10 protein-coding genes and 3 tRNA genes are annotated in these 13,903 nt (G+C 46.3%); 3 read left to right on the top strand and 10 right to left on the bottom strand.

Annotated features, from left to right (window positions below):
• Nucleotides 1-133: 133 nt before the first annotated feature.
• From JAO78_RS02140 to JAO78_RS02125, 4 genes are all read right to left on the bottom strand, one after another.
• Nucleotides 134-2,293 carry a prolyl oligopeptidase family serine peptidase gene (locus JAO78_RS02140; protein WP_226749699.1) on the bottom strand — a complete coding sequence of 720 codons (2,160 nt, stop codon included), beginning with the start codon at nt 2,291-2,293 and terminating at the stop codon, nt 134-136.
• A gap of 473 nt (nt 2,294-2,766) precedes the next feature.
• Nucleotides 2,767-2,842: transfer RNA gene (locus JAO78_RS02135), tRNA-Phe, on the bottom strand.
• Between the two features lie 7 nt (nt 2,843-2,849).
• Nucleotides 2,850-2,925 (bottom strand) — tRNA-Thr (locus tag JAO78_RS02130).
• A 40-nt stretch (nt 2,926-2,965) separates the two neighbouring features.
• A tRNA-Phe gene (locus JAO78_RS02125) sits at nt 2,966-3,041 on the bottom strand.
• Nucleotides 3,042-3,266: 225 nt separating this feature from the next.
• Here JAO78_RS02125 and JAO78_RS02120 point away from each other — a divergent pair.
• A complete protein-coding gene (locus JAO78_RS02120; RefSeq protein WP_226749698.1) occupies nt 3,267-6,014 on the top strand; it encodes a hybrid sensor histidine kinase/response regulator in 2,748 nt (915 codons plus the stop codon).
• A gap of 42 nt (nt 6,015-6,056) precedes the next feature.
• Here the strand turns inward: JAO78_RS02120 and kdsA are convergent, their stop codons facing one another.
• The 6 genes from kdsA to hemA all read right to left on the bottom strand — a co-directional run bounded on the left by kdsA (nt 6,057) and on the right by hemA (nt 12,299).
• Nucleotides 6,057-6,905: a 3-deoxy-8-phosphooctulonate synthase gene (gene kdsA / locus JAO78_RS02115; protein WP_226749697.1), complete on the bottom strand. Its 849-nt coding sequence runs from the start codon at nt 6,903-6,905 to the stop codon at nt 6,057-6,059.
• A gap of 23 nt (nt 6,906-6,928) precedes the next feature.
• Entirely contained in the window at nt 6,929-7,306 is a 378-nt protein-coding gene (locus JAO78_RS02110) for a SirB2 family protein (RefSeq protein ID WP_226749696.1), read from the bottom strand.
• Nucleotides 7,307-7,336: 30 nt separating this feature from the next.
• Entirely contained in the window at nt 7,337-8,902 is a 1,566-nt protein-coding gene (locus tag JAO78_RS02105) for a DUF3369 domain-containing protein (RefSeq protein WP_226749695.1), read from the bottom strand.
• 212 nt (nt 8,903-9,114) lie between these two features.
• Nucleotides 9,115-9,942: a peptide chain release factor N(5)-glutamine methyltransferase gene (prmC, locus tag JAO78_RS02100; protein ID WP_226749694.1), complete on the bottom strand. Its 828-nt coding sequence runs from the start codon at nt 9,940-9,942 to the stop codon at nt 9,115-9,117.
• Nucleotides 9,942-11,033 (bottom strand): peptide chain release factor 1, encoded by a 1,092-nt coding sequence (gene prfA / locus JAO78_RS02095; RefSeq protein ID WP_226749693.1) that lies wholly within the window; start codon nt 11,031-11,033, stop codon nt 9,942-9,944. The genes prmC and prfA overlap by 1 nt, the downstream gene beginning before the upstream one ends.
• A gap of 18 nt (nt 11,034-11,051) precedes the next feature.
• On the bottom strand, nt 11,052-12,299 hold the full coding sequence (gene hemA, locus JAO78_RS02090) for a glutamyl-tRNA reductase (RefSeq protein WP_226749692.1): 1,248 nt from the start codon (nt 12,297-12,299) through the stop codon (nt 11,052-11,054).
• An 80-nt stretch (nt 12,300-12,379) separates the two neighbouring features.
• Between hemA and lolB the strand changes: the two genes are divergently transcribed.
• A complete protein-coding gene (gene lolB, locus JAO78_RS02085) occupies nt 12,380-12,988 on the top strand; it encodes a lipoprotein insertase outer membrane protein LolB (protein ID WP_226749691.1) in 609 nt (202 codons plus the stop codon).
• On the top strand, nt 12,985-13,836 hold the full coding sequence (gene ispE / locus JAO78_RS02080; RefSeq protein WP_226749690.1) for a 4-(cytidine 5'-diphospho)-2-C-methyl-D-erythritol kinase: 852 nt from the start codon (nt 12,985-12,987) through the stop codon (nt 13,834-13,836). The genes lolB and ispE overlap by 4 nt, the downstream gene beginning before the upstream one ends.
• Nucleotides 13,837-13,903 lie beyond the last annotated feature (67 nt).

Raw genomic sequence — 13,903 nt, 5'->3', positions numbered from 1 at the left:
GCGCTAAGCTAACAAAATAAAAAGGGCACGCAGCTTAATACGCCACGGCCGTTTTAGCAACACCTTGGCAACTTATCGCTACTGAAAACGAAAATGGCGTCCGAAGACGCCATAACCCTTCGCCATGAAGCGCTTATTTCGGTAACTGACTATAGCCCATATTAAACAGCGTAAAGCTGTAAATATCTGCGGCTTGATCAATCACCATCGCCACCGGCATACCCGCACCATGCCCTGCATTAACGTCAATGCGAATAAGCTGAGGCGTTGCTTTGCTGGCTTTGGCCTGTAGCTCTGCAGCAAACTTAAACGAATGCGCAGGCACCACGCGATCATCGTGATCGGCTGTCGTAATCATGGTAGCAGGATAAGTGATACCTGCTTTCACGTTGTGTACTGGCGAGTAACCTTGCAGATAGTTAAACATCTCGGCTGATTGCTCTGACGTACCGTAATCATAGGCCCATCCCGCACCGGCGGTAAAGGTATGATAACGTAACATATCAAGTACACCCACTTGCGGGATCGCCACTTTGAACAGCTCTGGCCGTTGTGTCATGACTGCACCCACCAATAAACCGCCATTTGAACCACCGCGAACAGCGGTTTTCTCTTTGGAAGTGTATTTTTCTGTTTGCAGATATTCAGCCGCAGCAATAAAGTCATCAAACACATTTTGCTTTTGTAATTGTGTACCGGCGTTATGCCAGGCTTTACCGTACTCACCCCCACCACGAATATTGGCCACCGCATAAATACCTCCCATTTCCATCCATACCGCGTTCGCCACGCTAAAAGATGGGGTTAGGCTGATATTAAAACCGCCATAACCGTACAAGATGGTGGGGTTGCTGCCATCGCGTTTTAAATCTTTACGATAGCTGATGATCATCGGCACCTTAGTACCGTCTTTAGAGGTGTAAAAGACCTGCTCAGACACGTAGTTGCTTGGATCAAAATTCACTTTCGGCTGGTTATACAGCGAAGTTTCACCCGCTTTTGGCTCAAACGCATAAATAGAACCCGGTGTAATGTAGTTAGCAAAGCTAAAATACAGCGTATCCGCCTCTTTTTTGCCACCAAAGCCGCCCACGCTGCCTAAACCAGGTAATTCGATATCGCGAACCAACTGACCGTTCATATCATATTGTTTTACCTTGGCAATCGCATCGACTATGTAATTAGCGAATAAAAAGCCTGCTCCGCTACTAATACGCAGCACATGTTCAGTTTCCGGGATCAGCACTTGCCAATTTTCTGGCTGCGGTGCTTTTGCCGACACTTTCACCACTTTACGATTAGGCGCATCACGGTTAGTTGCTAAGATGAGCATATCACCGTCACTGTCCACGAGATCCACATCTGAATCGGTATCGGTAACAATCGCAACAAACTCACTATTGGGTTGGGTGAGATCTTTCACGAAAAGCTTATTACCCGACGTCGACACCGCAGCGGACACTAACAAATAACGATTATCTTCTGTGACTTCAGCGCCTACATAACGATGTTTCTGGCCATCTAGGGCACCGAATACGACCGGATCCGCTGATTGAGGCGTGCCAAGCTTGTGGTAGTACAACTTGTGCTGATCAGTCATGGCAGAGAGTTCACTGCCATCGGGTTTGTCATAACTAGAATAAAAGAAACCGTCGTTCCCCTGCCAAGCAATACCGCTAAACTTAATATCAATCAGCGTATCGCCAATTTGTTGCTTAGTCTCAGTGTCGATGACAATCACTTTACGCCAATCGCTGCCGCCTTCTGAAATGGCATAAGCGGCCAGTTTACCGTCTGAAGAGAATTGAATATCGGCCATGGACGTTGTGCCGTCAGCGCTAAAAGTATTGGGATCTAAAAACACTTCGGCAGCGCCATCGCCTTTTTGGCGATACAACACAAACTGATTTTGTAAACCGTCATTCTTGTAAAAATAGGTGTAATCACCTTCTTTAAACGGTGCGCTAATCCGCTCATAGTTCCACGATTGCTGTAATTTATCGCGGATCTGATCCCGAAATGGGATCTGTTTTAAATATGCGAAAGTACTCTCGTTTTGCGCTTTTACCCAGCTTTCAGTCTCACTGCTACGATCGTCTTCTAACCAACGATAAGGATCGGCGACTTGCGTACCAAAATAGTTATCAACCACATCACCTTGGCGGCTCTGGGGGTAGTTAATTGTGCTTTGTTGCTGAGTGACAGTCACATTTTGCTCCGGGACGACATCTTGCTTAGCACCGCCGCAAGCGGTTAAGACCGCGGCAGCCAATAAGGTTAAGGCAAACTTCATACAGGTGGACTCCAGTTTTATTGTGATTATAGGAATTAACACCTGAGAGCTTAACAAAGACAATGCTGTTTGCCTATTTCACTGAACGGAATTTTCTGTGGATTGATAGGAGGCTCAATTCGATTTTTAAAAGCAAAACGCCAGCTCGAGGCTGGCGTTTTAACTATAATGGTGCCCAGAGGCGGACCACATCGTCGGGAACGATGTGGAACAGCTTTGCTGGCCCGCAGGGCGAGGCGCAGGATGCGCCGAGTAATCGAAGATGACGCCGTGGGCGATAAAAAGCAAAACGCCAGCACAAGGCTGGCGTTTTAACTATAGTGGTGCCCAGAGGCGGACCACATCGTCGGGAACGATGTGGAACAGCTTTGCTGGCCCGCAGGGCGAGGCGCAGGATGCGCCGAGTAATCGAAGATGACGCCGAGGGCGATAAAAAGCAAAACGCCAGCACAAGGCTGGCGTTTTAACTATAGTGGTGCCCAGAGGCGGAATCGAACCACCGACACGCGGATTTTCAATCCGCTGCTCTACCGACTGAGCTATCTGGGCAAAAGGATGGTGCCGCTTATCCGAGTCGAACGGATGACCTACTGATTACAAGTCAGTTGCTCTACCAACTGAGCTAAAGCGGCAGCGACACTGTAAAATGTTAAACAATGGCACCAAAATTCATGGTGCCCAGAGGCGGAATCGAACCACCGACACGCGGATTTTCAATCCGCTGCTCTACCGACTGAGCTATCTGGGCAATGCGGCGTATTAAACGGATTTTGCCGAGTTAAGTCAATAAATATTTTTGAAAAGCATACTGACAGCTTATAACTTGAACAAAAAGACCGTTTTCGAGTACTAAATATACTGCGAGAAGCTAAAAACAAACTGCTAAAATTACTGCTTTTGCTGGCAGAAACTTGTTAAGCTAGAAAATTGCAGTTTCGGTTAATTTTGTTTCATTTAACGCTATGGAAGGTCAATGGAAAACACCCATTTTACTAAACCAATATTTTTTCGGTTGGCGATAATTTTACTTATTTGTCTTGCCATTCAAACATGGTTATTTGGCTGGTTTACCGCTTCTGCGCAGCGCAGTTCTGAACAACTGCAACGACTCACTGCAGAAAGTATGGTATTGGCACAAAGCCTTAGTCTGGTGCCCACTGATGATAAAGTCTTACAACAGCAGTTATTTTTACAAGCGCGCAATAATGATCCCAGCCGAGCGTTCTATCTTTACAGCGTGACGGCCAAAGGTATAGAGCTTGAATTCAATACGGAAAATTTACCAAATGTGGTGCCCTCACCGACCCTCTCAAATATGGCCATTCGCCAAGACGATTTACTAATTGTGCACCGCATTTTACCAGGACAAACAAATAAAGTTTTAGTGTCATTACAATTACTGCCCCCGCCCAATTATCAACCCGCTCTATTTGCGTTATTTATCGGGCTAGTCACGGGGTTATTGTTACTCGCAGGCATCAGTTATCACTTATCGCAATATTTTAGGGAGCGGTTACTGCCTTTGGTCTTAGGCACACGCAACGCCTTAGAGAAAGAACAGTTTGTACCCGGTTTTGACAGCCATGAAAAAGATGTCTTTGGGCTGTTAGCTGAGCAAATCAATACCGTGTTTTATCGGCTACAACAAAGCACACAAGCCTTGAAAGCCTCAGAAGATAACATCAGCCAATTAAAGCAAGAGGTTGAGCATCGCATTAAAGAACGTACCGATGCCTTAGAAACTGCAAAATTAACGGCTGAAAAAGCCAATGAAGCCAAGTCGACTTTTTTAGCCACCATGAGCCACGAAATTCGTACCCCTATGAACGGTATTATCGGCACGATCGACTTGTTACGTAAAACGGAATTAAGTAATCCGCAATATCGCATGACTGATACGATCCGAGAATCATCGTTTTCGTTATTACGGATCCTCGATGATATTTTGGATTTCTCTAAAATCGAAGCCGGCAAGCTTGAGCTTGAAAATATCCCCGTGTCGCTGGTCGATATCATTGAAGCAGTGGGCCGCATCTTAGTCTCAGTGGCCTATCAGCGACAAATTGATTTAAAAATTTATATCGATCCGCGCATTCCCGATGGCTTAATGGGCGATCCTGTCCGCTTACGGCAAATTCTGTATAACTTGGCGGGTAACGCCATTAAATTTACAGAAACCACAGCAGAGAAAACCGGTGTGGTATTGGTCAGCGCTCGGTTATTAGAAGAGAACATGGATTTTAGCCAAATCCAATTGACAGTGTCCGATAACGGCCGCGGCATGACCCAGCGGCAAATTAGTTATGTTTTTCAGCCCTTTAACCAAGCAGAAGGTTCCATCACCCGGCGTTTTGGCGGTACAGGGTTAGGTTTATCTATTTGCCAATACCTCACCTCTTTAATGTATGGCGAGATAGATGCGAAGAGTGAACCGGGCAAAGGCTCTGAATTTCGAGTACGGCTGCCGATGCACCGCATTGAAAACGCTCGTTATCTGTCACAAAGCTTACTCAAAGACTTATCTATTTGCCTGTTTAGCCAAGATAGCGATAATCAACATCACTTATCAGACTACCTGCTATTTTGCGGAGCCAACTTAGATATCGTGCTGAGTGTAGAGGCTCTGCATCTTCGTGCCGAAAATCAACGAGAAGATGCGAAAACCCAGACGATTTGGTTGCTGGATGCGACCTATGAACAAATATCGGCAAGCGAAATAACACATTTGGTCACTCACCCCAAATTATCAAGTGTAAAGTTTGTGATTATCACTAACCAAACTGAATTAGCCGACTTGCTATTTGATAATGTTATTTATGTGCATGGTAGCCCGATTTGCCGCACACAAATCCTCGATGCCGTACAAATTATCTGCGGCCTAAAAGCGCGTCCAAAACAAATTATCCAACCCACTAACCAAGCTTCATTGCAAGCTCCCAGTATTGAAACCGCACGAAAAAATCGTGAACTGGTTTTGTTAGCTGAAGATAATCAAATGAACCAGCGCGTCATCGTAGAACAGTTAAGTGCTTTAGGCTATGCCGTCGAAGTAGCCGATGATGGCGCTATCGCTCTTGAAAAATGGCGTGAGTATCATTACCCACTGGTATTAACCGATTTGCATATGCCTAATCTCAGTGGTTATGATTTAACCAAAGCTATTCGCTTAGAAGATTTACATCGACAAGAGGATAGCCAATTTACTCGTATTATCGCCATTACCGCAAATGCGATGAAAGGCGAAGAGCAAAAATGTCTAAGCGTGGGTATGGACGCTTATATCACCAAACCGATTGAACTGGTCACGCTACAAAATGTCATGCAAAAATGGTTACCGCTAAAACAGAGTGCTAAAGAATCAGCACAAGATACTGTTGAGCAAAATAATCTCTCACCGATTTGTTTTACCACTTTAGCCAATTGCCTGGGTAATGACCCAGTAAAGCACGAAGAATATTTAAATTATTTTATTAGCGAAGCGACCCCCGTCATTAGGAAATTATCGCAATTAAACACGAGTCAGCAGCGTCAGGGCATTCGAAGTGAAGCTCATCAATTAAAAGCCATGGCAAAGAGTGTCGGGGCTTTACAAGTGGCCAACAAAGCGTTGAGTTTAGAGAAGATTGCGGAAACAGCAGATTTAAGTACGGTAGCGGAAACGATTGAACAATTAACCGATCAGTTTCATAACGTGATCCATTATGTGAAACAGCGCTATTGATGCTGACAGGCGTCAGCATCAATAGCGCTTTGCTAACAACACTTAATTGGCTGAAGTATCCAGCACAGGAAAGCTTTTAACCAACTGATCTAACGCCTGCATTTGCGCCAGATAAGGCTCGAGCTTAGCCAATGGCAAAGCACAAGGGCCATCGCATTTAGCCAAATTAGGCTCAGGGTGTGCTTCAATAAACAACCCTGCTAAGCCTAAAGCCATACCCGAGCGAGCCAGTTGTGCCGCTTGGGCACGACGGCCATCCGCAGAGTCTTCACGGCCACCCGGTTTTTGTAAGGCATGGGTTGCATCAAAAATGACAGGCGCATACTGTTTCATTTCATCCATGCCCAGCATGTCGACAACCAGGTTATTGTAACCGAAGCTTGAGCCACGCTCGCAGAGGATCACTTGCTCATTTCCAGCTTCGGCAAACTTCTTCAGAATATGGCGCATTTCATGCGGCGCTAAAAACTGCGGTTTTTTCACATTAATGACCGCGCCCGTTTTCGCCATCGCCACCACTAAATCGGTTTGGCGGGCTAAAAAAGCAGGCAATTGGATCACGTCGACAACTTCTGCAACCGGCGCTGCTTGATGCGGCTCATGCACATCAGTAATCAGCGGCACATTAAACGTACGTTTAATCTCTTCGAAAATACGTAACCCTTCTTCTAACCCTGGACCACGGTAAGAGTGCACAGAAGAACGGTTCGCTTTATCAAACGACGCTTTAAACACATAAGGAATGCCCAATTTTGCACACACTTGCACGTAGTGCTCGGCAATACGCATGGCGAGATCGCGAGACTCTAATACATTCATGCCACCAAACAGCACAAAAGGTTTATCGTTGGCGACATCGATACCGGCAACATTAATCAGGTGGTTTTGCATAACAGATCCGTCAGGTTAGCTTATTAAAATGGAAGAAATATCGGCTGCTTGCTCAGGGCAACCCGGATCATTAAACCAAGCCAGCCCAATGCACCTAAAAACGATAACCAACGAATGGCGACAGTGCGGCCTTTTAAAGCAGAAAAACCTAAAGCGATGTAAGCAAACAGCGCGATAACTTTTTCGGTCAACCACGGATTAACAAAGGGATACTGGGCAATGGTGATCATTAACGCCGCCGCCGATAACAATAAAAAGGTATCAACCACATGGGGCGCTATTTTAAAGAATTTACGCTGCAACAGCGGCGAGTCTTTTAAACGCAAAGCAAAGCGAATAAATAGCAGTGATACACTTAACGCCACCATTAACAAATGAATATGCTTAAACGCCATATACATAAAAAACAACCTCTTGTGAATATCAATCAATTAAAGTGGCGCTACGTTACCACTATCTGGATATTTTTGCAGTACAGCTTCAAGCTTCGTTACAATCTGGTTAAAGGCCGCCACCATTTTAGGTTCAAACTGCCGATTAGCTTGCGCATTAATCTCTGCGATGACTTGCTGCAAATTCCAAGCGTCTTTGTAACAGCGACGATGCCTTAACGCATCATAAACATCGGCCAATGCCGCGATACGCGCAAACACATGGATCTCTTCTGCCTTTTTACCATCCGGGTAGCCCGAACCATCCCAACGCTCATGATGTTCACGTGCGATGATTGCGCCCGCCTGAATAATAGAGCGCTTCGAATCTTTGAGTATGTTAAAACCGATGTTGGTGTGTTGCTTCATAACGGACCATTGCTCAGGGGTGAGTTTGTCCGGTTTATTTAAAATTTCATCAGGGATCCCCGCTTTACCGACATCATGCAACGGCGCAGCATACATCAGTAATTCAGCATCCTCTTTGGCTAAACCATAGGCAATGGCTAATTCATAACAAATAAAGGCAATACGCCGCACGTGATTGCCGGTTTCCACCGAGCGCTGCTCAACAGCCTCACTTAACCGATAAACAATTTCACGCTGTGTATCTTCAACTTCGTGCTGTAATTGCACGTTTTCATAAGCAATTTGTACATTTTGAGCGAACAACTGCACCAGCTTTTGTTGGCTTTCGCTCATCGGGCCGGGTAAACCAGATACATATAATAAAGACCCGTGGGTAAATTTACTGCTGCAATACGCAACCAGATAATTATCTCGGTAAACAATAGCTTTAGAATTTAACGCTTGCTCGAAGGCATCAAGTAGGGGTTTATCTAGTACCTCTTGAATAGGTTGCCCTTCTTTTTGCTCAAATTCGCCTTGCCCAGCAAACACCACCAGCTCATGTGGGTCGCTCGCTTGTACATTACCTGCAACTAAAGAAGAACTGACCAATAAAGCGTCTTGATCACAGCCGAGCACTGAGGTTAGTTGTTGCAACACACCATCAATAAATTGTTCCATCGAGTGTGCAGAAAACAAATCGACGGAGGCATCCATGATTTTTTCTAAGCCTTGTCGACTCTGTTCGATGGAAATAATATCGCGGTAAGAGCGTAAGCTTGACATCATAACGGTAAATAACTTTTGTGCCGTCAACTCAGTTTTTGATTTGTAATCGTTGATATCATAATCCACTATTACCTGCCGCTCAGGGGCTTGTCCTGGCTGACCGGTACGTAAAATAATTCTTACAAATTGATTATTTAACTGCTCCCGAATATAGCGCGCGACTTGTAAGCCGGCATCATCGGTTTCCATTACAACATCAAGCAATACGATGGCAATATCCTGTTGTTCAGACATGATTTGTTGTGCTTCTGCGCCAGAGTAGGCACTGATAAACAATAATTTTTTTTGTTGAAAACTGAAGTCACTCAGTGCAAGACGCGTTACTACATGCACTTCAGACTCATCATCCACGATCAATACCTTCCAAGTACCATTGGATACTGTGGTTTCTAACTCTGGTTCATCTGCAAACAGAAATTGCTCAGACATCACTGAGGCTCCCTCCCAAAAAAACTTACCATGGTTATAGGCTGCTTTTCGTTGCAGGTCAAAATAATTGTATCCGATCGGCTTGAGTGTTGGGCATGATGATGGGAGCGCGCGCATACAAAAAAGCTAAACCACCAAATCGTGAAGAAAGCGGATAGTGAGCATTAAGTTTCTTTTGAAAGGAGTAGGGAGAATGCTCTGCTTACCGGTAGCTAATTAAGTTGACCGCCACTAATGCGCCAATGACCACCGTAGTCTTTCACCGAACTCACTTCCTCAAAACCCGCAGCAACTAACATCTGTCTTACCAGCGGCGCTTGTTCAAAGCCATGCTCAAGCCACAACCAACCGCCCGGGGTCAGATGCTGGGGAGCATTAGTGATGATATGTTGCAAATCGGCATAGCCCTGCTCGGCGGCCACCAACGCGCTTAAAGGTTCATAACGTAAGGCACAAAGATGCGGGTCCTCAGCTTCAATATAAGGGGGGTTACTGACAATTAATTGATATTGCTCTGCAGCAAGCTGGCTAAACCAACGGCTTTGTTGCACTTGCACGTGAGGTAACGTTAAAGCAGCCGCATTACGCTGTGCTAAGGCGACAGCCTCTGGCTGTAGGTCAACCGCCGTGATCTGCCAAGTCGGGCGCTCGCTTGCTAACGCTAAGGCAATAGCGCCCGTGCCGGTGCCTAAATCGAGCACCCGTGCATTAGCAGTTAAGGGTAATGTTAAAACATGCTCTACCAACACTTCGGTATCAGGTCGAGGGATCAGCGTACTAGGCGCTACGGCCAACTCTAAACCAAAAAAATGCCAGTAACCAAAAATATAGGCTAAGGGCTCACCCGCTAAACGCCGCTTTAACATACGCTCGAGCTCTTGCAGTTCAGTGGCACTTAACAGACGCTCTGGATAGGTATATAAAAAACTGCTGCTGCAGTGTAATACCCGACGGAGCAACAGCCGAGCTTCGTGTAGCGGGTTCTCAGAACAGCTTTGCAGCAACGCGGCGCTATGCTGCAACCAAGGCTGCAGCTGCATTAACGGTTTTCATCCGCTAACGCGGCTAATAAGTCAGCTTGGTGCTCTTGCTTCAATGGCTCAATCACCAAGCCTAATTCACCTTCCATCACTTCGTTTAAACGATAAATGGTTAAGTTAATTCGGTGGTCGGTTAAGCGGCCTTGTGGAAAGTTGTATGTGCGAATGCGCTCTGAACGATCACCACTGCCCACTAAAGAACGGCGAGTGTCTTGTTCTGCTAAACGGCGCTTTTCATCTTCGGCCGCTTGAATACGAGATTGCAACACGCTCATTGCTCGGGCACGGTTTTTATGCTGCGAACGCTCATCCTGACACTCCACCACGATACCCGTTGGTAAGTGAGTGATCCGAATAGCGGAGTCAGTTCGGTTAACGTGCTGTCCACCGGCACCAGAAGCGCGGTAAGTATCCACCTTTAAATCAGCCGGATTGATTTCAATGGCTTCACTTTCTGGGATCTCCGGCATAATGGCTACAGTACAAGCGGAAGTATGCACCCGACCTTGCGATTCGGTTGCGGGTACGCGCTGCACACGATGACCACCCGATTCAAATTTCAAGGTACCAAAGGCACCCTCACCTTGAATATGGGCGATAACTTCTTTAAAACCACCGTGCTCACCATCACTGGCACTGACCACTTCTAAGCGCCAGCGTTGTTTTTCAGCAAAACGGCTATACATTCGAAACACATCACCGGCAAAAATGGCGGCTTCATCGCCACCGGCACCGGCGCGAATTTCTAAAAAGCAGCTATTGCTGTCGTTCGGATCTTTAGGTAGTAACAAAATTTGCAGTTCAGTATCAAGCGCTTCAATGCTGGCACGAGCAGATTTATACTCTTCTTGCGCCATTTCCCGCATCTCAGGATCGGGATCTTTTTGCATTTCTTCAGCCATTTGCAAATCGTCTTGCGCCTGACAATAGCTACGAAACGCTTTATTAAGATCTTCTAACTGACTAAATTCTTTTGATAATTCACGAAAACGTTTTTGATCGCTAATAACGCCTGCGTCACTTAGCAACGCTTGCACTTCTTCGTAGCGTTCTACTAAGGCTTCGAGCTTACGATATACCGACTCTTTCATTTTAACCTGTTAACCTGATTATAAATCGACTAAGACCTTAACCAACTCGGACGCGTCCGGTTGCTCGGATTGTAATAAATGACGAATGGCTTGCGTTGGGCTGTGCATTAAACGATTACTCAGTTTATTGGCCATTTCTTGCAGCACTTTTTCGGGATCTTGCCCTGCGGCCAACTGGTTTTGCGCTCGGACAAGCAATTCTTGTTTCACGTGTTCACAACGCTGCCGATAATCACGCAGCCAATCGGCTTTATCCTGTAAAAGTAACCATTGCTGAAATTCGTTGGCGCCCGATTCGATCATCACCTCCGCTTGTGCAGCGGCATGTTGTCGATGGTTTAAATTTTGCGCCACAATGCTTTGTAAATCATCTACGGTGTAAAGGTAAGCATCTTCTAACTCAGACACCTGCTGCTCAATATCTCGCGGTACAGCTAAATCAACCAAGAACATCGGTTTGTGCTTACGCTGCCTTAACGCCTGCTCAACCATACCCTTGCCCACAATAGGTAAGGTACTGGCCGTTGAGGAAATCACAATATCCGCTTCAGCTAAACGAGATGGCACCTGCGCTAAGGTTAACACTTGGGCATTAAACTGCTTAGCCAAGTTTTCGGCTCGCTCATAGGTGCGATTCGCCACGCTTAATTTAGTTGCGCCCTGCTCAGACAAATGCCGCGCAACCAGTTCAATGGTTTCACCTGCGCCAATCAAAAGTACCCGCACATTATCTAACTTGCCAAAAATCTGTTTGGCCAGCGTAACGGCAGCAAAAGCAACCGATACCGCATTTGCGCCAATCTCTGTTTCGGTGCGTACGTCTTTAGCAACAGCAAAAGTCTTTTGAAATAGCCGCTCGAATAAGGGCTGGATCGTACCCGCTTGGCGCGATTGATTATAAGACTGCTTCACCTGCCCAAAAATTTGCGGCTCACCCAACACCAAAGAATCTAACCCTGCCGCCACGCGCATTAAATGCTGCACCGCTTGCTGATCTTGAAATAAGTAGAGATGTTGTTGTAAATCCGGTAACGACAATTGATGAAACTGTGCTAACCACTGCACCACTTGCTCGGCTTGTTCAGCACCACCGCTAAAATACAGCTCGGTACGATTACAGGTAGACAAAATCACTGCATCGACCAACTGCAGTTTCGCTGCCAATTGTTGCAAGGCCTCAGGCACCTGTTCGGGTGCAAAAGCAAGCTTTTCGCGCAGCGCAACTGGAGCTGTTTTGTGATTTATGCCTAGTGCAAAAATAGCCATCACCTGTATCATGGTTTCTGTAGGGGGCGAATTGTACGAAAAAGCCCAGGTTAATAAAAGCAAAAGCAAAGGACTTTAGTGTGTCATTACCGAATAGCCGATGGAGTATGTTAGTTTTTGTGGCTTTATTAAGCGCTTGTGGCCTAAAACCCAAGGTTCCACCCGCCGAGCCCGTGATGAACGCCGCGGCACGACAACAACAATTAAACGCCATGCAAAGTTTTACCGTACAAGCATCGATGGGCATTAAAGCGCCGAATGAATCGATCAGCGGTAATTTGCGATGGCAGCAAATGAATGCCAACGATTTTCAAGCTCGGCTGGCCAATATGCTCGGTATCAGTTTATTTGAACTGACCCAGCAAACAAACTTTTCAGAACTACTGGTTAAAGGCGAACGTTATCAGGCGGCAGATGCCAGCAGTTTGTTGTGGCAATTAGCCGGTTGGTCAATTCCGCTGCATGATATGCCGTTATGGCTGCGCGGCTTACCTGGCGCCAGTGCCACCGAGTTGCAATATGACGCTGCTGGACGCTTAACCCGCTTTACGTTACAAGATAGCACCGGTATTCGCTGGCAATTAACATATCGCAGCTTTTTTGCCGATGCGCTGTCGTTACCCAAGCAACTAGAATTAAGCAGCGACGATACACACATTCGCTTAGTGATCCGGAGCTGGCAACCATGAGTTTTTCGTTACCGGCAGTGGCCAAACTGAATTTATTTTTGCATATCACAGGCCGTCGCGCTGACGGTTACCATAATCTGCAAACGCTGTTTCAGATGCTTGATTTTGGTGACCGCTTACATTTCAAAGCAGACAACAGCGGTGAAATAACGCTAAGTTGTAGCGATCCTTCACTTAACGGTAGCGATAACTTAATTTATCGTGCGGCTCAACTGCTGAAACCTTTTGCGCCCGCTGCAGCGGGCTGTCAGCTTTATTTAGAAAAAAACTTACCCATGGGTGGCGGCTTAGGCGGCGGCTCATCTGATGCAGCAACGACCCTGCATGGTTTAAATAAGTTATGGCAATTAGGCCTGTCTACCCAGCAACTTGCCGAACTGGGTTTACGCTTAGGCGCAGATGTCCCTGTTTTTGTGCATGGCACAACTGCCTTTGCTGAGGGGGTTGGCGAGCGCTTACAAGCTGTCAAATTACCCGAAAAAATTTATCTCGTGGTGACACCTCATTGTCATATTAGTACGGCGGCTATTTTCAGCCACCCGCAATTAAAACGTGATACGCCTACCATGGTTTTGGCTGATTTAATGCAACGCAATTGGCAAAATGATTGCCAGCCTTTGGTCGAACAGCTGTATCCGATTGTTGCAATGACCTTACAGTGGTTGTTAGAATACTCCCCGTGTCGAATGACGGGTACTGGTGCAAGTGTGTTCGCCGAATTCCCGGACGCGGCCAGTGCTCAACATGCCCTAGCGAGTTTGCCTGCATCATGCAATGGCTTTATCGCAAGAGGGGTCAACCAGTCGCCATTATGGGCTGCGCTGACAGATACCGACTCTAACAGCTGATGTCACTAAACGTTAGTGTATTACTGAATAAGTTGCTAACACGATCATTACGTTATACGTTGCAGGC

This window comes from Alishewanella maricola, assembly GCF_016343785.1.
GTDB lineage: Bacteria > Pseudomonadota > Gammaproteobacteria > Enterobacterales > Alteromonadaceae > Alishewanella > Alishewanella maricola.
The sequence above is the reverse complement of the archived record's forward strand: the minus strand, read 5'-3'. Positions and strand labels throughout refer to the sequence as shown.